The organism is Streptomyces sp. NPDC042259 (assembly GCF_055582085.1).
Genome location: NZ_JBVJDW010000005.1, coordinates 1 through 20,271, shown reverse-complemented (window position 1 = coordinate 20,271; position 20,271 = coordinate 1). Strand labels below are relative to the sequence as shown.

The window sequence follows — 20,271 nt, the reverse complement described above, 5'->3', positions numbered from 1 at the left end:
CCTTTGGTTTTCAGGTTACCTTTTGGAAGGTTTCGGGGAGATTGGCGGCGCCGAGGCAGCCGAGCTGCCGGGCTACGCTGCGCGCGGCGGCGTTGAGAACATGCATCCGGGCGCTTCGGCCTGCTTGGCCTGTGAGTTTGGTGTTGGCCGTCCAAAGGTCTCCTCGCAGCACCTTTGCGCTTTTCGGGCGACCGCCTTCGCGGCATGTGAAATAAACGGCAGCACCATCTGCATCGGCTTCGGCGCGCAATCCGAGTGGGTAAAGGGTCAGCTCTCCCGTACTCGTCTTTCTGTCTGTTTCGCGGCGTGATTTGGCCACTTCGGTGTCACTCCATGAGAAGGCCACGGAGACGACCAGTCGCTTCTTCCTTCCCCCTGCGTCAATCTTGGTGATAAGTCGGCACAGTTCCCGCTCCTCCCACCCCTCCGGTGCCAGTTCAGAGGCGCGCAGCGCAGCTGAAAACCTTTTGGTTCCTGCGTAGGTATCCTCGATGAATTCCGTTTGACCGGCAAGGGTTTCCAAATTCCTCGCCGCTGCTTTCGTGAGTAGCGAGCCGCAGGCGTCCGAAGCGGACACGTGCAACGGTTCCTCCTGTGGACGGTTGCCGCCTGAGCAGCCCAGGGGTGCCAGGGCGAGGATCGTGCACACTGCTACCTTTCTGGGGGCGTCCACGGTGGTTATTCCTTTTCGTGAGGTGCGTGCCCCAGGTGGTCATCCATATCGGCACCCGAGCCGCCGTACCTGTTCTTGATGTCTTGTGCCAGGTCGGCGTCGCTGGCTCGCTGCTGGAACTCCTTGTGGTTCCTCAAATAGGCGTAATAGGTATCCGCGATATCGTTCTCGCCTGCGCGGTAAAAGCGGTTCTCGTCCACCTTGGCGGCCTCATCCGGCCGCATCTCCACCGCCTCGGCCGCCCTGTCGAACCGCTGCCCCACATACGTGTTCACCATCCCGCCCGCCGTCTCGCCCGCCAGCGGAACGACCGACGCACCCACCGCCGCCGCGCCCGGCACCGGCAGGACCGCCACCCCCGCGCCGATCGTGGCTCCCACGACCCACTTCTTCCACTCCGTCGACCGGGCCAAGCTCTTGTTGTTCTCCTCGGCATCGTGCGCGTGCTCCGCCGCCGCCTGTTCCACCCGGGCGTGGTCGAGGATGCCGCGTACCTCCGCCTCCGCCAGCAGCGCGCTCCGGCCCCGGCGGTAACCCGCCTCGTCCGTCGCCGGGTTCGCGTCCAGCGCGCTCAACGTATGCAGGTGCTCGGCCCGGGACACATACCCGTGTGCCGTCTCGCTCTGACCCAGTGTGCTGAGGAAGCCGATCGCCCCGTAGCGGCCGAACTCCGCCCGGCCCTCGTACTTCGCCGGGAAGGCCACCGCGTCCCGGCCGACGCCGTGGTCGCCGATGCCGGAGACGGCGTAGTTGAGGTCGTCGATGTACGCCGCTCCCATCCTGCCGAGGCTGTCGGCGATGCCCGGCTGCCGGTGGATCAGGGAGTTGTCGCCGCCGTAGACGTACGCGACCTGTTCCATCACCCTCGCCGCCGCCCCGCTCCGACGGTCCGCGCCCGCCGGGGCGTCGTACGGGCTGCCCGTCGTCGCCGACTCCAGCGCGTGGCCCAGCGCGTTGTGGCCCGCGATCCTGCCGGAGTCACCGGTGAAGGTGACGTCGGGGTGCCAGTGACGCTCCTTGGCGAGGTACCAGAGGTTCTTGTTGACCTCCGACTCCTCGTCCACCGGGCCCGATACGCCCGCCGGCCGCGCGAAGAACCGCGCCGCGCCTTCCGGGCTGTGGCCCAGGGCCTGGAGGAAGCCCGTCATCGGGTCCTGGCCGCGGTCGTTCCTGCCACCGTGGTAGGTGAGGTCCGCGGTGTTGGCGGGGTTCGTCCAGAAGGACAAGGCGCCGCTGTCGACCTTCTTGTCCATGCGCAGGAGGGCGTCGCCGTACGCGGTGAGGAACTTCCCGTCGTACGCGCCGTGCCGCATGAGGTTGCTCATGACCTGGAAGCCCCACGGGTTTCCCCCGGCATCGGTGCCGATCCGCTTCCCGCCCGCCTCGATGACCCCCGCCTTCCAGGAGTCCATGGCCTTGCCCTCGACCCGTGTCGCCGAGGCGAGGGTGACACCGAGGTGCTCCTGAAGCGTCCGCAGCAGCTCCGGCCGGCCCCGGCCCGGGCCGACCTGCCGGGGGTCGGCCATGCCGGCCCAGAACCGGAGCACACCCCCGGGACCGAGCGAGGTGGCGATGCGTTCGCCGAAGAGCGGGTCGTCGCGGTGGGCCCCGAGCAGCGCGTTGAGCCGGGACAGCTCCGCGTCGCTCATGCCGGGCCCCTTGGCGGCCAGTTCCAGGGCGCGGCCCGCGTCCCGCTCGGCCTGCCGCCGGCCGTCCCGGTCGTAACCGTCCCGGTTGAAGCCCACGTCCCGGGAGCCGTTGGGATCCTGCAGCAGAGCCCAGTAGAGGTCGTCGTCGGCCTCCGTCGCGGACCGCAGGGCCCGCGCCACCGCCTCGTTGTGCGCGGTGACCGTCTCCTGGTAGCCCTTGGTGAGGGCGGAGGAACCGGTCTCGGCGTACACGCGCCCGTCCTCGTTCTGCCTCAAGTGCCCGTCCCGGGCCACCGCTTCGGCGACCTGGTCCAGCGCCCTGCGGGCCGCGCGGAAGCGGCCGAGCGCGTGGTCGAGAACGGTGTGGACGTCCCGGGCCTCCTCGGCCGCCGCCAGCAGTTCCGTCCGTGTGCGGGCCAGGGTGCGGAAGCAGGCGGTGGCCGCCTCGCCTTCCCAGTCGCAGGCGTACAGCGGATTCTCGACCTCGTGGCCGAACTTGTCGCCCACGCCCTGGATTCGCTTCGGCAGGGCCTGCCACGCCTCGACCGCCGCTTCCAGGGCGGCCAGGTCCGCGTCTCGTAAGGTCCGGTAACCCAACATGATCTGTGCGAGCCCTTACCTGTCAGCCCTGTCAGCCCTGTCAGCCCTGTCAGCCCTGTCGGGCCGGCTGAACCTGTCGAGCGTGCCGCGCGTCCGCTGGTCGTCGGCGTGGAAGTCACGAGCCGCCGCGCGCAGCGGAGCCGCGACCTCGTGCCGCAGCGAGCGCTCCAGCCCGCTCATCCGCTGCCGCCAGCGGTCGAGGAAGACCGCGAACGCGGGGGAGGAGCGGAACCCCTCCAGGCCCCGGGCGGCCGAAGCGGTGCTTCCGTCGCCGGCCACCGCGTCGTCGGTCTTTCCGAAGGCGGCCCGGACCTCGTCCGCCTTGCCCGCCCTGTCCCGGAGGAAGGACGGGGAGACCCGTAAGCACCGTGGCCCCGCCGGCCCGCTCGCTCCCGTCGCGTCCTTCGAGCTCGCGAGCCGCATCGCCGCGTCCGTGAGCTTCCCGGAGCCGTCGTAGCGATGCGGATTGAAGCGGCGGTCCCACTCCTCGTCGAGCACCATGTCCCCTCCCCGGCACAGACATCGGCAGGTGGTACGACGCTAGCGCCCGGCACCGGCACCCGGAACCGTTTCCGTGGATCTTCACCGGTGCCGTGGTACCCGCCCCGCCCTCACTCCGTCGGCAGCCACCCCGTCTGGATCAGCGCGGCACCTTCGCGCCGCGAGACGAACACACCGCGGCCCGGCGGCAGGGGTCGGGCCTTCATGTCGCCCAGCAGCTCGCCCTCGCCCGGGTGGCCGGAGAGCAGGACACCCTGGGCGCCCAGCTCCTTGAAGCGCTGGATGAACGCCTCGTACGACGAGCGCCCGGCGCCCGCCGTATCGCGGGCCAGGATGATGTTGACGCCCGCGTCGCGCGCGAAGGGCAGATTGTCGAGCAGCGCGCTCATGGGGTTGCCCGACGAGGAGGAGACCAGGTCGTAGTCGTCGATCACGATGAACGCCCGCGGCCCCTGCCACCAGCCGCGCGTACGCAACTGCTGCGGTGTGACGTCGGGTCCGGGGATCCGGCCGGCGATGAGGGCGTTCATGTCGCCCATGTACTTCTCCAGCGCGTTCTGCGTGGTCGCGTACCCCACCAGATACGGCTCCGGGACGCACTCCAGCAGCCCGCGCCGGTAGTCGCCGACGCAGAACAGTGCCTCGTCCGGCGTGTACCGCTCGGTGAGCTGCTTGATGAGCAGCCGCAGCAGCGCCGTCTTCCCCGCCCCCGACTCGCCGAAGACGGCGAACAGCGGCTGCCGGTCGAAGTCGACGAAGAGCGGCTCCAGGTTCATCTCGTCGATACCGATGGCGACACCCCGGTCGGGGGCGGCGTTGCCCGCGGGCAACGACTCGGCCGCCAGCAGGCGGGGGAGCATCCGTACCCGCGGCGCGTGCGGGCCGTGCCAGTGGTCCGCCACCGAGCGGACGAAATCGGCGGTGGCCTCCGCGAGGTCCTCGCCGCCGCCCGGCAGGCCGTCCACGCGCGGCACCGCGCCCAGGAAGTGGAACGTCTCGGGGGTGATGCCGCGCCCCGGGGCGTTCACGGGGACGTTCCTGGCGCTCTTGCGGTCGAGTTCGGAGTCGGTGGGGTCGCCGAGACGCAGTTCCAGACGGCTCAGCAACTGGTCCTTCAGCGCCGCGCGCATCTCCATGTAGCGGGCGGCGGTGATCACCAGGTGCACGCCGAAGCCGAGGCCCCGGGCGGCGATGTCGGTGATGACGGGCTCGAGGTGCTCGAATTCCGTGCGGAAGGACTGCCAGCCGTCGATGAGCAGGAACACATCGCCCCACGGCTCGTCCGGCAGCTGCCCGGCCGCGCGCCGGCGCCGGTAGGTGGCGATGCCGTCGATGGCGTGGTCGCGGAAGAATGCCTCCCGCCGGTTCAGCACCCCAGCGACCTCGGCGACCGTACGCCGTACCTTGTCCGCGTCGAGCCGGGAGGCGACGCCGCCCACGTGCGGCAGCCCGTCGAGGGCGGCCAGGCCGCCACCGCCGAAGTCCAGGCCGTAGAACTGCGCTTCGGCCGGGGTGTGCGTGAGCGCGAACGCGCCGACCAGCGAGCGCAGCAACGTCGACTTGCCCGAGCGCGGGCCGCCCAGGACCAGCATGTGGCCCGCGGCGCCCGAGAAGTCCCGGTGCAGCACGTCGCGTTTCTGCTCGAACGGCTTGTCCACCAGGCCCAGTGGCACGACCAGCCCGCCCGGGCGGCCGTACCCGTCCGCGCTCAGACCGCGCCCCTCCACCGGGGCGAGCGGCGGGAGCAGCTGGTCGAGCGAGGGCGCCTCGTCCAGGGGCGGCAGCCAGACCTGGTGGGCCGGCGGCCCCTGGCCGTCGAGGCGACGGACGATGACGTCGAGGACCGTGTCGGACAGGGCGTCGTCGGACGGGCCGTCCCCCGGGGCGGGGGCCGCCGGGTCCGGCGCGGCGTAGGTGACGGGCACCGGGGCGGCGGTGAACAGCACCGGGCGGCGCTCCACCGGCAGGTCCGCGCCCGCCGGACCGGGAGAGCCCGTGCGGTAGGGCGCGGAGACGTACGCCGCCTTGCAACGCGTCATCTCGTCCGTGCCGAACTTGAGGTAGCCCGAACCGGGAATGGACGGCAGGTGATACGCGTCCGGCACGCCCAGCGCCGTCCGGGACTCGGCGGCCGAGAACGTCCGCAGGCCGACGCGGTACGACAGATACGTCTCCAGACCGCGCAGCCGGCCCTCCTCCAGCCGCTGCGAGGCCAGCAGCAGATGCACACCCAGGGAACGGCCGATGCGGCCGATCTGGATGAACATGTCGATGAAGTCCGGCTTGGCCGTCAACAGCTCGCTGAACTCGTCGATCACCAGGACGAGTGAAGCGAGCGGCTCCAGCGGGGCACCGGCCGCCCGCGCCTTCTCGTAGTCGTGCGTATTGGCGAAGTTGCCCGCCGAGCGCAGCAGCTCCTGCCGGCGCTGGAGTTCACCGGTGAGGGAGTCCCGCATCCGGTCGACCAGCGTCAGGTCGTCCGCCAGGTTGGTGATGACCGCGGCGACATGCGGCAGCCGGGACATGCCCGTGAAGGTCGCGCCGCCCTTGAAGTCCGCGAGGACGAAGTTCAGCGTCTCCGAGGAGTGCGTCACCGCCAGCCCCAGCACCAGGGTGCGCAGCAGCTCGGACTTGCCCGAGCCGGTCGCGCCGACGCACAGCCCGTGCGGGCCCATGCCGTCCTGCGCCGCCTCCTTGAGGTCGAGCATGACGGGCGAGCCGTCCTCGCCGACCCCGATCGGCACCCGCAGCCGCTCCGCCGCCGACCGCGGCCGCCAACTGCGCGAGGTGTCCACCGAGCCCGCGTCGCCCAACGCCAGCAGGTCCGTGAAGTCGAGATGGGCGAGCAGCGGTTCGTCATCGTCGCCGCCGCCCATACGCAGGGGCGCGAGCTGCCGGGCGAGCGCCTCGGCGGCCTCCGGGGACAGCGTGTCCGGCTCTCCTTCGTACTCCGCGACCTGCGACTGGAGCAGCAGCCGGCCCGGAGTGACGACCACCGACAGCCCGCCGCGCTCCTCGTCCAGCTCGCCGGGGACCACCTCCACGACGGTGACGCCCTGCAGGCCCTCGGCGGCGGCGAACGCGGAGTCCGGCGGCACCGCGGCACCGTCCAGGACGACCACCACGTGCGGCTGGTCCAGCAGCGGCTGGCCGTCCCGGCTGAACCGGGTACGCCCCTCCAGCCGCGGCGCCAGCAGCTCCTCCAGCTCCCCGAGGTCGTCACCGATGGCCCGCCGGGCACCCGCGCCGTCGATCCGGCCCGGCACCTGAACGTGCGGCAGCCACTTCGTCCACTCCCACCGCTCGGCCGCACCACGCCCCGCGACGACCGCGACGACCAGGTCCTCCGGCGAGTGCAGCGTGACGAGCTGCGCCAGCAGCGCACGGGCCGCGCCGTGCACCGTCTCCGGCTCACCCGAGACGGTCACGTGGTAGAAGGCCCGCAGCGACACCGCCACCGGCATGCCCTCCAGCGAGCCGTGCGTGGCCAGGAACCGCTGCATCGCACCGGCCGTCAGGGGCTCCAGCTCGTCCATCGGAGCCGTCTCGGGGGCCACCAGCGGGGTAGCGAGCTGCTGCGCGCCGAGCCCTATCCGGGCCTGCCCGAAGTCGTCGTCGCTCACCCGCCGCTCCCACACCCGGCTCCCCTCGGCGACCACCGACCACAGCTGGTCGGGGGCGGGGTGCGTGAAGAACTGGGCGTCGCGCTGCGCGCGGGCGGTCCGCCGTACGGTCCTGCGCGTCTGCGCGAGGTACTTGAGGTAGTCGCGGCGCAGGTCCGCCAGCTCGCCCTGGGTGCCCTGCCGATGCCGGACGATCATGGTGATGGTCATGCCGAGCGTCGAGACCATCATCAGGACGCCCATGACCTTCATCATCGGGGCGGCCCCCGGCATGAAGAAGTACACCGCCGACGAGGCCATGCCCAAGGTGGGCAACAGCTGCATCAGCATGCCCTCCTGACGGCCGCGTGGCAGCTCGGGAGGGGACTCCAGCCGTAGTTCCGCGCTCGGCACCTCGGGCGGGAGAGCCCGCGGCTGGCGCTTGACGACGACCTGGCTCACGGACTGCCTCAACCCCTCGGCGCGGCGGGAAAGTTCCCTGCGCGGTGCCCCCGTGGCCCCGGCCTCCGCCGCGAGACGGTGATCCTATCGGCGTACGGACGTTCTCCCCGGGTAGGGTGGCCAGCCGTCCGTATGCACGAGCGAAGCCCGGCCGCCGCAGTCGCGCGGCGAAAGCCGCACCCGCGGACAACCGGGGCGAACACGGCCACGCACGCGAAGCAGTACCGCGAACCAGCGCGAACCCAGGGGGACACCAAAGGTGAGTACGTCCGCTACGACCGGCTTCTGCAGGGTGACCGTCGTCGCGCCGGACAGCCGGATCGACGTCGCCCTCCCCGAGGACATCGCCGTCGCCGACGTCTACCCCGAACTCCTCCGGCTGACCGGACAGACCCAGGCCCCGGGCACTCCCACCGGCTACCACCTCGTACGCCGCGACGGCACCGTCCTCGAAGGCGCCCGCACCCTGGCCGCCCAGCGCGTCCTGGACGGGGAACTCCTCTCCTTGCGCCCCTTCGCCGCGTCACTGCCGCCCGCCGTCCACGACGACGTCTCCGACGCCGTGGCCGCCGCCGTCACCCGCGACCGCGCCCTCTGGGACGACCGGCTGCTGCGCGTCGGCGGGCTGTGGGGCGGCGCGGTCCTGCTCGTCCTGCTGGCGTTCGCCCTCTGGTCCGCCGACCCACTCGGCCACGACACGCACGGCCTGCCGGGCATCGTCGCCGCCGCCGTCGGCCTCTTCCTGACGGCGTTCGCCGCCGTACGGGCCCGGGTCTACGACGACCGCGGCTCCGCCCTCGCCCTCGGCCTGGCCGCCCTGCCGCACCTGATGGCCGCCGGAGCCGGCGTGCTGCCCCCGGCCGCGGGCGAGGGCGTCGGCCGGCTCCAGTTCCTCCTCGGCTGCGTCGCCGTCCTCCTCGGCTCCGTCGTCCTCGCCGCCGCGCTGCCCGCCGGCGACGCCCCCTTCGTCGCCGCCGTCGTCGCCTCCGCCACCGGCACCCTCGCCACCTTCTGCGCGATCCTCACCGAGGCCGGGCCCACGGCCGTCGCCGCCGTCTGCGCCACCGTCGCCCTCGGCGCCGTCGCCTTCCTGCCGGGCCTCTCCGCCCGCGTCGCCCGGCTGCCCATCGGCTACGCCGCGCCCCGCACCACGGCCGGCGACGGCCTCGACACCCCGTCCGGCGACCACACCCCCGAGCCCGTCGACGCCGAGCGCATCGCCGCCCAGGCCCGTCGCGGCCACGAACTGCTGCTCGGCCTCGTCGGCGGCTGCTCGGCCGTCGTCGCCGGCGCGGCCGCCGTCCTCGGCTTCTCCGCCGACCCCTGGGCCCAGGCCCTCGCCCTCGCCGCGGGCTCGGCGACGCTGCTGCGCGCCCGTCTCTTCCGCTACACCGCGCAGGTCACCACGGTCCTCGTCGCCGGTCTCGGCGCCCTCGCCCTGCTGGTCCTCGGACTGTCGCTGAATCCGCCGGCCGCCGCCGTCCGTGCCCTCACCGAGCACGACGGCGGCCCACTCGGCATCCGGACGGTCTGGCTCGCCGCCGCCGTCACCGCCGGGGCCGCCCTGCTCACGGGCATCGCGCTGATCGTCCCCAGCAAGGGGCTGTCACCCTTTTGGGGGCGTCTCTCCGATATTTTTGAGAGCGCCCTTCTGCTCTCCCTCGTCCCGCTGACCCTCGCCGTCCTTGACGTGTACGCCACAGTGCGGGGACTGGCCAGCTCCTGAGGGGCACCACGCGGGACCGGGGCGGGCCCGTCCGGTGCCGCCGGGCGCGGCTGGTACTGTGTGTAGTGGCCGTTTGTGTACGCGCCTCCGGACCGCCGCAAGGCGTCTGGGGACAGCGCCCAGCGGACCTCGCCTCCCGAGTCACGGAAGCTCCCCTGAGATCAAGACCAGGGGCACTCGGCGGCTGAGAACTGAGAATTTGAGGAGTACGCGTGTCGCTCGACGCCGCTACGAAGAAGCAGATCATGACCGAGTTCGCCACCAAGGAGGGCGACACCGGCTCCCCCGAGGTCCAGGTCGCGATGCTCACCCGCCGCATCTCGGACCTGACCGAGCACCTCAAGACGCACAAGCACGACCACCACTCCCGCCGTGGTCTGCTGCTCCTGGTCGGCCAGCGTCGCCGCCTTCTGCAGTACCTGGCCAAGAAGGACATCACGCGCTTCCGCGCCCTGGTCGAGCGCCTCGGCATCCGCCGCGGTGCCGCGGGCGCCAAGTAGGACATCGTGAAGGGAGCGGTTCCCACCTCTGGGGGCCGCTCCCTTCGCGTATCTCGTGGGACCCGGAAGCTTTGTAGTCTGGTCCCACAACGGAACAACGAAGAACGAGCATGACGGAGGAGGCGCCGGCCTCGCCGCCGGTCCTCGGTAGTGGCCCCCGGAACAGGGATTCCGGGCGCTTCGATCGAAGACCGGCCCGCACAGAGCAAGCCGCGGCGCCCCTCCACCAACGTCCCCGCCACACGGGCAGGGACGCAGACGAGGAGATATCACTGGTGGAGAACGAGACCCACTACGCCGAAGCCGTCATCGACAACGGCACCTTCGGCACCCGCACCATCCGCTTCGAGACGGGCCGCCTGGCCAAGCAGGCCGCCGGTTCCGCCGTGGCGTACCTGGACGACGACACCATGGTGCTGTCGGCCACCACCGCTTCGAAGAAGCCCAAGGACCAGCTGGACTTCTTCCCCCTGACGGTCGACGTCGAGGAGCGCCAGTACGCGGCCGGCAAGATCCCCGGCTCGTTCTTCCGTCGTGAGGGCCGCCCCTCCGAGGACGCGATCCTCACCTGCCGCCTGATCGACCGCCCGCTGCGCCCCTCCTTCAAGAAGGGCCTGCGCAATGAGATCCAGATCGTCGAGACGATCATGGCGCTCAACCCCGACCACCTCTACGACGTGGTCGCGATCAACGCCGCTTCCTGCTCCACGCAGCTCGCGGGCCTGCCCTTCTCCGGTCCGATCGGCGCCACCCGCGTGGCCCTGATCAAGGGCCAGTGGGTGGCGTTCCCGACCCACACCGAGCTCGAGGACGCCGTCTTCGACATGGTCGTGGCCGGTCGCGTCCTCGAGGACGGCGACGTCGCGATCATGATGGTCGAGGCCGAGGCCACCGAGAAGACCGTCCAGCTGGTGGCGGACGGCGCCGAGGCCCCGACCGAAGAGGTCGTCGCCGCCGGTCTCGAGGCCGCGAAGCCGTTCATCAAGGTCCTGTGCCGCGCCCAGTCGGAGCTGGCCTCCAAGGCCGCCAAGCCCGAGGGCGAGTTCCCGGTCTTCCTCGACTACCAGGACGACGTCCTGGAGGCGCTGACCGCGGCCGTCCGCCCCGAGCTGGCCAAGGCGCTCACCATCGCCGGCAAGCAGGAGCGCGAGGCCGAGCTGGACCGCGTCAAGGACGTGGCCGCCGAGAAGCTGCTCCCGCAGTTCGAGGGTCGCGAGAAGGAGATCTCCGCCGCGTACCGCTCGCTCACGAAGTCCCTGGTGCGCGAGCGCGTCATCAAGGACAAGGTCCGCATCGACGGCCGTGGCGTCACGGACATCCGTACGCTCGCCGCCGAGGTCGAGGCCATCCCGCGCGTGCACGGCTCGGCGCTGTTCGAGCGTGGCGAGACCCAGATCCTGGGCGTCACCACCCTCAACATGCTCCGCATGGAGCAGCAGCTGGACACCCTCTCCCCGGTGACCCGCAAGCGCTACATGCACAACTACAACTTCCCGCCGTACTCCGTCGGCGAGACCGGCCGCGTCGGTTCGCCGAAGCGCCGCGAGATCGGCCACGGCGCCCTGGCCGAGCGGGCCATCGTGCCCGTGCTGCCCTCGCGCGAGGAGTTCCCCTACGCGATCCGTCAGGTGTCCGAGGCCCTCGGCTCCAACGGCTCGACCTCCATGGGCTCGGTCTGCGCCTCCACCATGTCGCTGCTGAACGCCGGTGTGCCCCTCAAGGCCCCCGTCGCCGGTATCGCCATGGGCCTGATCTCCCAGGAGATCGACGGCAAGACGCACTACGTCGCCCTCACCGACATCCTCGGTGCGGAGGACGCGTTCGGTGACATGGACTTCAAGGTCGCCGGCACCAAGACCTTCGTCACCGCGCTCCAGCTCGACACCAAGCTCGACGGCATCCCCGCCTCGGTCCTGGCCGCCGCGCTGAAGCAGGCCCGCGACGCGCGCCTCCACATCCTCGACGTGATGAACGAGGCCATCGACGTCCCGGACGAGATGTCCCCGAACGCCCCGCGGATCATCACCGTCAAGATCCCGGTGGACAAGATCGGTGAGGTCATCGGCCCCAAGGGCAAGATGATCAACCAGATCCAGGAGGACACCGGCGCCGACATCACGATCGAGGACGACGGCACCATCTACATCGGTGCCGCCGACGGCCCGGCCGCCGAGGCCGCCCGCGCCACGATCAACGGCATCGCCAACCCGACCATGCCGGAGGTCGGCGAGCGCTACCTGGGTACGGTCGTCAAGACCACCACCTTCGGTGCCTTCGTCTCCCTCATGCCGGGCAAGGACGGCCTGCTGCACATCTCGCAGATCCGCAAGCTCGCCGGTGGCAAGCGCGTGGAGAACGTCGAGGACGTGCTCGGCGTCGGCGCCAAGGTCCAGGTCGAGATCGCCGAGATCGACCAGCGCGGCAAGCTCTCGCTGATCCCGGTCATCGAGGGCGAGGACGGCGACGAGGCTAAGGACGAGTCCGCCAAGTGACGTCCCGTAGTACACGGAAGACGGCCCGCACCTCTTCGGAGGGGCGGGCCGTCGCCCGTACCCAAACGCTTCTCAAGGGCGAGAACGGCATCGGCACCGTCCGCAGGACCACCCTTCCCGGCGGCCTGCGCATCGTCACCGAGACCCTGCCGTCCGTACGCTCCGCGACCTTCGGCATCTGGGCCAACGTCGGCTCCCGCGACGAGACCCCGACCCTCAACGGCGCCACGCACTACCTGGAGCACCTGCTCTTCAAGGGCACCTCCAAGCGCAGCGCGCTCGACATCTCCTCCGCGATCGACGCGGTCGGCGGCGAGATGAACGCGTTCACGGCGAAGGAGTACACCTGCTACTACGCACGTGTCCTCGACACCGATCTGCCGCTGGCCATCGACGTCGTCTGTGACATGCTCACCGGCTCGCTCATCGAGGCCTCCGACGTCGACGCCGAGCGCGGCGTGATCCTCGAAGAGATCGCGATGACCGAGGACGACCCCGGCGACTGCGTGCACGACCTCTTCGCGCACACCATGCTGGGCGACACCCCGCTGGGCCGCCCGGTGCTCGGCACGGTCGACACGATCAACGCCCTCACCCGCGATCAGATCGCCCGCTTCTACAAGAAGCACTACGACCCGACCCACCTGGTCGTGGCCGCCGCGGGCAACGTCGACCACGCCAAGGTCGTCCGCCAGGTGCGCGCCGCGTTCGAGAAGGCCGGTGCCCTCTCCCGGACGGACGCCGTGCCGGTCGACCCGCGCGCGGGCAGCCGCACGATCCGCACCGCGGGCCGGGTGGAGCTGCTGGGCCGCAAGACCGAGCAGGCGCACGTCGTCCTCGGCATGCCGGGCCTGGCCCGCACCGACGAGCGCCGCTGGGCGCTCGGCGTGCTCAACACTGCGCTCGGCGGCGGCATGAGCTCGCGGCTCTTCCAGGAGGTCCGGGAGAAGCGCGGACTCGCCTACTCCGTCTACTCCTACACCTCGGGCTTCGCCGACTGCGGCCTCTTCGGCGTCTACGCCGGCTGCCGCCCGAGCCAGGTCCACGACGTGCTCAAGATCTGCCGCGACGAGCTGCACAAGGTCGCGACCGACGGGCTCGGCGAGGAAGAGATCACCCGCGCCGTCGGGCAGCTCTCCGGCTCCACGGTCCTCGGCCTGGAGGACACGGGCGCGCTGATGAACCGCATCGGCAAGAGCGAGCTGTGCTGGGGCGAGCAGATGTCGGTCTCCGACATGCTGACGCGCATCTCGGCCGTCACCCCGGACGAGATCCGGGAAGTGGCCCGCGATGTACTGGGGCAGCGTCCCTCGCTGTCCGTCATCGGCCCGCTGAAGGACAAGCAGGCGGCCCGGCTCGACGCGGTCGTGGCCTGAGAGCCCGGCCGACCACAGGCCGGGCCCGAGAGAAGGAAGCACCAAGGATGAGCAAGCTGCGCGTGGCGGTCATCGGCGCCCAGGGCCGGATCGGCTCCGAGGCCGTACGAGCCGTGGAGGCCGCCGAGGACATGGAACTGGTGGCCGCGCTGGGCCGGGGCGACAAGCTGGACGCGCTGACCGGGGCGGGCGCCCAGGTCGCGGTCGAGCTGACGCACCCGGACTCGGTGATGGACAACCTCGAGTTCTGCGTCGCCCACGGCATCCACGGCGTGGTCGGCACCACCGGCTGGACCGAGGACCGCCTCGCGAAGCTGAACTCCTGGCTCGACGCGTCGCCCTCGACGGGTGTGCTCATCGCCCCGAACTTCTCCATCGGGGCCGTGCTGACCATGGCCTTCGCGCAGCAGGCGGCCCGCTTCTTCGAGTCGGTCGAGGTCGTCGAGCTGCACCACCCGAACAAGGCCGACGCCCCCTCCGGCACCGCCACCCGCACCGCGCAGCTCATCGCGGCCGCGCGCCGGGAGGCGGGCTGCGCCCCGCAGCCCGACGCCACGACCACCGCCCTGGACGGGGCGCGCGGCGCGGACGTCGACGGGGTACCGGTGCACTCGGTGCGGCTGCGCGGGCTGCTGGCCCACCAGGAGGTGCTGCTCGGCGACACCGGCGAGACGCTGACCATCCGGCACGACTCGCTGCACCACAGCTGCTTCATGCCGGGCATCCTGCTCGGCGCGCGCCGCGTGGTGAACACCCCGGGCCTGACCTTCGGGCTGGAACACTTCCTGGATCTGGGCTGAGAACCGTGCGCGCAAAGATCGTCTATTTCGCCCTGGCCGCCGTCCTGGTCGCCTACTTCGTCCTGGTCGGCAGCCGTGGCGTCATGCTCATCCAGCAGGGCACGGTGATCACGGTCGCCTTCGGTGTCTCCGTGCTGGTCCTGCCGTTCATCGGTGCCTGGTTCCTGTACCAGACCACCAAGTTCGCCCGCGCCGCCGACCGGCTGGCGCGGGAGCTGGACGCGGAGGGCGGTCTGCCCGTCGACGAACTGGTGCGGACCCCGAGCGGCCGTATCGACCGTGACTCCGCGGACGAGGTCTTCGCCCGCCGCCAGGCCGAGACGGAGGACGCCCCGGGCGACTGGCGCTCGTGGTTCCGCCTGGCCGTGGCCTACCACGACGCCCGCGACACCCCGCGAGCCCGCAAGGCCATGCAACGGGCGATCGCCCTGCACGACGGAAAACCCCTCCGCGCCGAGGCGTAGCCCTTACGGCGACGCGGCGGTTGTCCTCAATCGCCGGACGGGCTGCTGTGCTCTGTCCTCAATCGCCGGACGGGCTGATTTCAGCCCGTCCGGGCTGGCTGCGGCCGGGCCCAGCCAAATCAAGCCCGTCCGGCGATTGAGGACGCGCCCGCAGGGCGCTGAGCCGCCGCAGGCGGCAACGACGGCCCGCAGCCGAAGAGACCGCCGGCCAGGCGAGAGGCTCGCCGCCGCAGGCGGCAACGACGGCCCGCAGCCGAAGAGACCGCCGAACCCTCAACCCCGATACCCGGCGACGAAGTCGCCCACGGCATCGACCGCGACGGCGAACGCCTCCGGACGGCCGAGGAAGTCCCCGCTCCGGTCGGTGACCACCACGGGAAGCGATCCGCCCCCTGCCAGGTCGACGATCAGGGCCTGCCCCTGCACCGTGCGCGGCAGGCCCAGCCAGCGGACCGGCTGCTGGGCCGTCCGTACGCCCGCGACCTCCGACCACGCCACGGTAGTGACGGACGCCAGCCGCAGCTGCCGCAGCCCCCGCGGACTCACCCAGAGCCCCACGCGCACCAGCCGCACCGCGACGGTGATCATGAGTGCGGCGACGGCGAGGCAGATTCCCGCGCCGGGCAGTGAACCGGCGAGCGCGATGATCAGGGTCGAGAACAGCACGTACGAGGCGAGCAGCAGCACCAGCGCGGCGCCGCCGACCCGCCAGGGGCCGGGGCGGTAGGCACGCCGCCAGCGGTCGAGGTCGTCATAGGGCAGGTTCTCGCCGGACGCGGCGGCGGGCGCGAGGGCGTCGCGATCGACGGTCAAGAAGGGCAGGGGCACGACGGTTCCTCACGTACGAGCACGCTCCACTGGCTGTGCCCGGTGAGGTTATCGATGCGTACGGGGGCCCGACCACTCCAGGGTGGGTGGTCGGGCCCCCGTACGTTCGATCAACGGCCGTCGGACGCTTCCGACTGCTGCGCGTGGTGCGTGTTCTGCGGACCCGTCTCAAGCGACGGCATGCCGAACAACAGCGCCCCGACGAGCCCGGTCGTGACCGTCAGCCCCACGAGCACCCGGCCGGCTATCTGCGACCGACTCGCGCGATCTCGGGGCGGCGGCGTGACGTTGCTGCGGTAGCGCTCGGCCTCGGCGACGAAGGCGAACGGCACGGGCTCTCGCCGGCGGAACATGAAGACCTCTCCTAGCAACCTCGAAGTCGGCTGTTACCTATAAGGACGTTCGTTCGGCCCGGTGGGTGCCCGTTTCCGACAACTTCTGTGAAAAATCTCAACCGGGGACCCGCTTCCCCCACCCGTGCTGCTCGGCCGGCCGCACTCGGCGGCACTCGGCGGCGTTGCCAGCGCGTCAGGCCGGACCGGGTGTCAGTGGCGGCCCGTAGGCTTGTCGCCGCCCGAGCATCGCAACTGGAAGGACCCCGTCGGTGACCGACAGCCCCACCGAGACCGCCAAGCCCGGATTCCTCAGCGACGTGACCGTCGAGCTGGTCAAGCACAGCGCCGCCGACTCCGACGTGCTGTGGGCGGCTCGCGTCTCCACCGCCGGCGAGCAGTCCCTGGAAGAACTCACGAAGGACCCCGAGCGGTCCAAGGGCCTCATCAATTACCTGATGCGGGACCGCCACGGCAGCCCCTTCGAGCACAACTCGATGACCTTCTTCATCAGTGCTCCGATCTTCGTCTTCCGCGAGTTCATGCGTCACCGCGTCGGCTGGTCGTACAACGAGGAGTCCGGCCGCTACCGCGAGCTCCAGCCGGTCTTCTACGTTCCGGGCCAGGACCGCAAGCTGGTCCAGGAGGGCCGCCCGGGCAAGTACGTCTTCGTCGACGGCACCCCCGAGCAGCACGAGCTGACCAGCCGCGTCATGGAGGACTCCTACCGCCGGGCCTACGAGGCCTACCAGGAGATGCTGGCCGCCGGCGTCGCCCGTGAGGTCGCCCGCGCGGTCCTGCCGGTCGGTCTCTTCTCCTCCATGTACGCCACGTGCAACGCCCGCTCGCTGATGCACTTCCTCGGGCTGCGCACCCAGCACGAGCTGGCGACCGTCCCCTCGTTCCCGCAGCGGGAGATCGAGATGGTCGGCGAGAAGATGGAGGCCGAGTGGGCGAAGCTCATGCCGCTCACCTACGCCGCCTTCAACAAGAACGGCCGCGTCGCCCCGTAAGGGCGAGTGCGCTCGCACCGCGTCACGGCCGCCCACGCGGGCGTGACGTGATCATGTGACGCACTGATGTACGGCCCGGTAGGCGAAGTGTCCGTATTGCGGCATTTCGTCACCTTCATCTACGCTGAACAAACGGACCCGGCACTGCTTGAACCCCCGAGCAGGCAGTGCCGGGATCCCTTTCGCACTCCCCGAGGGAGCACCTCACGGTGAGCAACGAGTAGCGTGGCCCCCATGGCTCCGACCTCCACACCGCAGACGCCCTTCGGGCGGGTCCTGACCGCGATGGTGACGCCCTTCACGCCCGAAGGTGCCCTCGACCTCGACGGTGCCCAGCGGCTCGCCACCCATCTGGTGGACGCCGGCAACGACGGCCTCGTCGTCAACGGCACCACCGGCGAGTCGCCCACCACCAGCGACGCGGAGAAAGCCCAGCTCGTACGGGCCGTGGTCGAAGCCGTCGGAGACCGAGCCCACGTCGTCGCCGGAGCCGGCACGAACGACACCGCGCACAGCATCGAGCTGGCCCGCGCCGCCGAGCAGGCCGGAGCGCACGGACTGCTCGTCGTCACCCCGTACTACAACAAGCCGCCGCAGGAAGGCCTCTACCGGCACTTCACCGCGGTCGCCGACGCCACGGGCCTGCCCGTGATGCTCTACGACATCCCCGGCCGCAGCGGCGTCCCGATCAACACCGAGACGATCGTCCGGCTGGCCGACCACCCCCGGATCGTCGCCAACAAGGACGCCAAGGGCGACCTCGGCCGCGCCAGCTGGGCTATCGCGCGGTCCGGCCTCGCCTGGTACTCCGGCGACGACATGCTGAACCTGCCGCTGCTCTCCGTCGGCGCCGCCGGTTTCGTCTCCGTCGTCGGCCACGTCGTCGCCCCCGAGCTGCGCGCGCTGCTCGAAGCGCACCGCTCCGGGGACGTCACCAAGGCGACGGAGATCCACCAGCGACTACTGCCGGTCTTCACCGGTATGTTCCGTACCCAGGGCGTGATCACCACCAAGGCCGCTCTGGCCCTGCAGGGCCTGCCCGCCGGCCCGCTGCGACTGCCGCTCGTCGAGCTGTCGCCGGAGGAGACCGAGCAGCTCAAGCGCGATCTTTCCGGCGGTGGGGTACAGCTGTAACCAGGGGCCGTTCCCCGCATAGCGGGACCGGAACTCCACAGACTTCACAACTGAACACCGAAAACAACTGCAAGTGCACCAATGTCACGCGCGCCATGTGCCCCAGAGGCATGTGGCGTGCGTGGTGAGGAGAGTCTTTTGAGTCACCCGCACCCTGAACTCGGTCCCCCGCCGAAGCTGCCCGAGGGCGGCCTGCGCGTCACCCCGCTCGGTGGCCTCGGCGAGATCGGCCGCAACATGACGGTCTTCGAGTACGGCGGCCGTCTGCTGATCGTCGACTGCGGAGTGCTCTTCCCCGAGGAGGAGCAGCCCGGAGTCGACCTGATCCTGCCGGACTTCACGTCCATCCGTGACCGTCTGGACGACATCGAAGGCATCGTGCTCACGCACGGCCACGAGGACCACATCGGTGGCGTCCCCTACCTGCTCCGCGAGAAGGCGGACATCCCGCTGATCGGCTCGAAGCTGACCCTCGCGCTGATCGAGGCGAAGCTCCAGGAGCACCGGATCCGCCCCTACACCCTCGAGGTCAAGGAGGGGCACCGCGAGCGCATCGGCCCCTTCGACTGCGAGTTCGTGGCGGTCAACCACTCCATCCCCGACGCCCTCGCGGTCGCCATCCGCACCCCGGCCGGCATGGCCGTGCACACCGGCGACTTCAAGATGGACCAGCTGCCGCTGGACCGCCGCCTCACCGACCTGCCCGCCTTCGCGCGGCTCGGCGAGGAGGGCATCGACCTGCTGCTCTCGGACTCCACGAACGCCGAGGTCCCCGGCTTCGTCCCGCCCGAGCGCGACATCTCCAACGTGCTGCGCACGGTCTTCGCCGGTGCCCAGAGCCGCATCATCGTGGCCAGCTTCGCCAGCCATGTGCACCGCATCCAGCAGATCCTGGACGCGGCGCACGAGTACGGCAGGCGGGTCGCCTTCGTCGGCCGCTCGATGGTCCGCAACATGGGCATCGCCCGTGACCTCGGCTATCTGCGGGTTCCGGCCGGCCTCGTCGTGGACGTCAAGACCCTCGACGACCTTCCGGCGGACGAGGTCGTGCTGGTCTGCACGGGTTCCCAGGGCGAGCCGATGGCCGCGCTGTCCCGGATGGCCAACCGCGACCACCAGATCCGGATCGTCCAGGGCGACACGGTCATCCTGGCCTCGTCCCTCATCCCGGGCAACGAGAACGCGGTCTACCGCGTGATCAACGGCCTGACCCGATGGGGCGCCAACGTCGTCCACAAGGGCAATGCCAAGGTCCACGTCTCGGGCCACGCCTCCGCGGGCGAGCTGCTGTACTTCTACAACATCTGCAAGCCGCGGAACCTCATGCCGGTCCACGGCGAGTGGCGTCACCTGCGCGCCAACGCCGAACTCGGCGCGCTGACCGGGGTGCCGAAGAACCACATCGTGATCGCCGAGGACGGCGTCGTGGTGGACCTGGTGGACGGTGCCGCGAAGATCGTCGGCAAGGTCCAGGCGGGCTATGTGTACGTGGACGGCCTCTCGGTCGGTGACGTCACCGAGACCTCGCTCAAGGACCGCCGCATCCTCGGGGACGAGGGCATCATCTCCGTCTTCCTCGTCGTCGACAGCGCGACGGGCAAGCTCGTGGGCGGCCCGCAGATCCACGCCCGGGGCTCCGGCATCGACGACGCCTCGTTCTCCGCGGTCGTCCCGAAGATCGAGGAAGCCTTCGCCAAGTCCGCCTCCGACGGCGTGGTGGAGCCGCACCAGCTCCAGCAGCTGGTCCGGCGTTCCGTGGGCAAGTGGGTGTCCGACACCTACCGTCGGCGTCCGATGATCCTCCCCGTGGTCGTCGAGGTCTGACGTAGCGTCACCCGTATGGGACGGCCGCGCCGGTGCCGATTTGCATCCGGGCGCGGCCGTCCAGTACGTTTACGTCTCCGCCGCAACGGGAACCCGCAACGCTTCGTGCGTAAGGGATCTTCCGGAAGGCAGGTGGAAATCCGGCCCAGGGAAACCTGATAAAGTCGGAATCGCCGGAAAGCGAAAGCAAGAAGGCGAAACCCCTTTCGACGGGGATCGGAAACGAATTCGAGCCGGGAACGGCACGGAAAAGGATCTGATAGAGTCGGAACACGAAATACCGAAGGGAAGCGCC

Annotated in this window: 16 protein-coding genes; 9 read left to right on the top strand and 7 right to left on the bottom strand. The window is 70.6% G+C overall.

Translation table 11 applies throughout. The annotated features are described in order from the left end of the window. Positions 1 to 10: 10 nt before the first annotated feature. The 4 genes from ACZ6MA_RS15665 to eccCa all read right to left on the bottom strand — a co-directional run bounded on the left by ACZ6MA_RS15665 (position 11) and on the right by eccCa (position 7,487). Positions 11 to 577 carry a hypothetical protein gene (locus tag ACZ6MA_RS15665; RefSeq protein ID WP_469434160.1) on the bottom strand — a complete coding sequence of 189 codons (567 nt, stop codon included), beginning with the start codon at positions 575 to 577 and terminating at the stop codon, positions 11 to 13. A gap of 101 nt (positions 578 to 678) precedes the next feature. Then, complete coding sequence (locus tag ACZ6MA_RS15660) at positions 679 to 2,922, bottom strand: hypothetical protein (protein WP_469434159.1); 2,244 nt, start codon at positions 2,920 to 2,922, stop codon at positions 679 to 681. Positions 2,923 to 2,937: 15 nt separating this feature from the next. Then, positions 2,938 to 3,423 (bottom strand): type VII secretion target, encoded by a 486-nt coding sequence (locus ACZ6MA_RS15655; RefSeq protein WP_469434157.1) that lies wholly within the window; start codon positions 3,421 to 3,423, stop codon positions 2,938 to 2,940. Between the two features lie 110 nt (positions 3,424 to 3,533). Next, the gene (gene eccCa / locus ACZ6MA_RS15650) at positions 3,534 to 7,487 is read right to left on the bottom strand and encodes a type VII secretion protein EccCa (protein WP_469434156.1); all 3,954 of its coding nucleotides are present in this window, start codon (positions 7,485 to 7,487) and stop codon (positions 3,534 to 3,536) included. A 259-nt stretch (positions 7,488 to 7,746) separates the two neighbouring features. Here eccCa and eccD point away from each other — a divergent pair, with 259 nt between their 5' ends. From eccD to ACZ6MA_RS15620, 6 genes are all read left to right on the top strand, one after another. After that, complete coding sequence (gene eccD, locus ACZ6MA_RS15645; RefSeq protein WP_469434155.1) at positions 7,747 to 9,213, top strand: type VII secretion integral membrane protein EccD; 1,467 nt, start codon at positions 7,747 to 7,749, stop codon at positions 9,211 to 9,213. Positions 9,214 to 9,425: 212 nt separating this feature from the next. Continuing rightward, positions 9,426 to 9,713 carry a 30S ribosomal protein S15 gene (gene rpsO / locus ACZ6MA_RS15640; protein ID WP_130880217.1) on the top strand — a complete coding sequence of 96 codons (288 nt, stop codon included), beginning with the start codon at positions 9,426 to 9,428 and terminating at the stop codon, positions 9,711 to 9,713. Positions 9,714 to 9,988: 275 nt separating this feature from the next. Continuing rightward, on the top strand, positions 9,989 to 12,205 hold the full coding sequence (locus ACZ6MA_RS15635; protein ID WP_469434153.1) for a polyribonucleotide nucleotidyltransferase: 2,217 nt from the start codon (positions 9,989 to 9,991) through the stop codon (positions 12,203 to 12,205). After that, positions 12,202 to 13,581: a M16 family metallopeptidase gene (locus ACZ6MA_RS15630; RefSeq protein WP_469434151.1), complete on the top strand. Its 1,380-nt coding sequence runs from the start codon at positions 12,202 to 12,204 to the stop codon at positions 13,579 to 13,581. The genes ACZ6MA_RS15635 and ACZ6MA_RS15630 overlap by 4 nt, the downstream gene beginning before the upstream one ends. Before the next feature lie 47 nt (positions 13,582 to 13,628). Next, positions 13,629 to 14,381, top strand: coding sequence for a 4-hydroxy-tetrahydrodipicolinate reductase (dapB, locus tag ACZ6MA_RS15625; protein WP_469434150.1), 753 nt, complete (start codon positions 13,629 to 13,631; stop codon positions 14,379 to 14,381). A 5-nt stretch (positions 14,382 to 14,386) separates the two neighbouring features. Continuing rightward, positions 14,387 to 14,845 carry a hypothetical protein gene (locus ACZ6MA_RS15620; protein ID WP_469434149.1) on the top strand — a complete coding sequence of 153 codons (459 nt, stop codon included), beginning with the start codon at positions 14,387 to 14,389 and terminating at the stop codon, positions 14,843 to 14,845. Positions 14,846 to 15,118: 273 nt separating this feature from the next. Here ACZ6MA_RS15620 and ACZ6MA_RS15615 read toward each other — a convergent pair whose 3' ends face one another. Together ACZ6MA_RS15615 and ACZ6MA_RS15610 are read right to left on the bottom strand one after the other, a co-directional pair. Then, positions 15,119 to 15,673 carry a hypothetical protein gene (locus ACZ6MA_RS15615; RefSeq protein ID WP_469434147.1) on the bottom strand — a complete coding sequence of 185 codons (555 nt, stop codon included), beginning with the start codon at positions 15,671 to 15,673 and terminating at the stop codon, positions 15,119 to 15,121. 110 nt (positions 15,674 to 15,783) lie between these two features. Further along, complete coding sequence (locus ACZ6MA_RS15610; RefSeq protein WP_469434146.1) at positions 15,784 to 16,026, bottom strand: hypothetical protein; 243 nt, start codon at positions 16,024 to 16,026, stop codon at positions 15,784 to 15,786. 251 nt (positions 16,027 to 16,277) lie between these two features. Here ACZ6MA_RS15610 and thyX point away from each other — a divergent pair, with 251 nt between their 5' ends. The 3 genes from thyX (at position 16,278) to ACZ6MA_RS15595 (ending at position 19,976) form a co-directional block, all read left to right on the top strand. Beyond that, positions 16,278 to 17,018 (top strand): FAD-dependent thymidylate synthase, encoded by a 741-nt coding sequence (thyX, locus tag ACZ6MA_RS15605; protein ID WP_469434144.1) that lies wholly within the window; start codon positions 16,278 to 16,280, stop codon positions 17,016 to 17,018. A gap of 234 nt (positions 17,019 to 17,252) precedes the next feature. Next, a complete protein-coding gene (dapA, locus tag ACZ6MA_RS15600) occupies positions 17,253 to 18,152 on the top strand; it encodes a 4-hydroxy-tetrahydrodipicolinate synthase (protein WP_469434143.1) in 900 nt (299 codons plus the stop codon). A gap of 138 nt (positions 18,153 to 18,290) precedes the next feature. Beyond that, positions 18,291 to 19,976, top strand: a complete 1,686-nt coding sequence (locus tag ACZ6MA_RS15595; RefSeq protein ID WP_365381243.1) for a ribonuclease J — start codon at positions 18,291 to 18,293, stop codon at positions 19,974 to 19,976. Between the two features lie 7 nt (positions 19,977 to 19,983). Here ACZ6MA_RS15595 and ACZ6MA_RS15590 read toward each other — a convergent pair. Beyond that, a partial coding sequence (locus ACZ6MA_RS15590; protein ID WP_469434141.1) for a hypothetical protein occupies positions 19,984 to 20,271 on the bottom strand: 288 nt, incomplete at its 5' end.

What these genes read in the sequence shown, in the direction of transcription:
- ACZ6MA_RS15660 (WP_469434159.1), bottom strand. Translation starts at nt 2,922, where the DNA reads ATGTTGGGTTACCGGACCTTACGAGACGCGGACCTGGCCGCCCTGGAA.
- ACZ6MA_RS15655 (WP_469434157.1), bottom strand. Translation starts at nt 3,423, where the DNA reads ATGGTGCTCGACGAGGAGTGGGACCGCCGCTTCAATCCGCATCGCTAC.
- dapB (WP_469434150.1), top strand. Translation starts at nt 13,629, where the DNA reads ATGAGCAAGCTGCGCGTGGCGGTCATCGGCGCCCAGGGCCGGATCGGC.
- ACZ6MA_RS15610 (WP_469434146.1), bottom strand. Translation starts at nt 16,026, where the DNA reads ATGTTCCGCCGGCGAGAGCCCGTGCCGTTCGCCTTCGTCGCCGAGGCC.
- dapA (WP_469434143.1), top strand. Translation starts at nt 17,253, where the DNA reads ATGGCTCCGACCTCCACACCGCAGACGCCCTTCGGGCGGGTCCTGACC.